This is a genomic window from Candidatus Hakubella thermalkaliphila (assembly GCF_013281975.1).
GTDB lineage: Bacteria > Actinomycetota > Humimicrobiia > Hakubellales > Hakubellaceae > Hakubella > Hakubella thermalkaliphila.
This window is the reverse complement of record NZ_BLRZ01000375.1, coordinates 1-786: the sequence shown is the minus strand read 5'-3', so window position 1 is coordinate 786 and position 786 is coordinate 1. Positions and strand designations below refer to the sequence as shown.

Annotated in this window: 1 protein-coding gene; it reads left to right on the top strand. The window is 51.0% G+C overall.

Going from position 1 to position 786, the window contains the following annotated elements; genetic code table 11:
- Positions 1-173: 173 nt before the first annotated feature.
- Positions 174-786, top strand: a 613-nt coding sequence (locus HW443_RS12245) for a DNA gyrase C-terminal beta-propeller domain-containing protein (RefSeq protein WP_275942770.1), incomplete at its 3' end; no start/stop codon positions are given.

Genomic DNA, 786 nt, shown 5'->3' with positions numbered 1-786 from the left:
GTTTGGTGACGAGCGCAAGACAGAGATCGCCCCTGACTCCAGCGATCTGGAAATAGAGGATCTCATTGCTGATGAAGATGTGGTCATCTCCATCACCCACTCCGGATATATCAAAAGACTCCCCGTGGACACTTATCGGAGGCAAAAAAAGAGGTGGTAGAGGTGTCCTGGGAATGGATCTCAAAAAGGACGATTTTGTGGAACACCTCTTTATCTGTTCCACCCACCATTATATTCTTTTCTTCTCCAACCGGGGCAAGGTCTATAGGGTTAAGGTCCACGAGTTGCCCACCGGCAGCCGGACCACTAGGGGCCAGGCCATCGGCAATATCCTGCCCTTCGGTCCAGAGGAAAAAGTAGAAGCAGTCATTGCTACCAGACGTTTTGATACGGGTGACTATCTTCTAATGGCCACCAAAAAGGGTATAGTCAAGAAAACACCCCTGACTGAATACGATACCTCAAGAAGAGAGGGCCTGATTGCTATTTCCCTCCAGCAAAATGACGAGCTTATCAGCGTGCTCAGAGTAAAGGAGGAAAGCGAGGTCATCCTGGTGTCTCGAGGAGGGCAGGCTATCCGTTTCAAAGAAAGGGATGTTCGGGCCATGGGGAGAGGAACTCGGGGCGTTCGGGGCATAAGGTTAGAGAAGGGGGATGAGCTTTTAGGTATGGATATCGCACTCCAGGATGCTGACCTCTTTCTGATTACGGCAAAAGGTTACGGGAAAAGGACTCCGATAGCGGATTACTCTCTGCAGCGGAGAGGGGGCAAAGGGGTACGAGCCA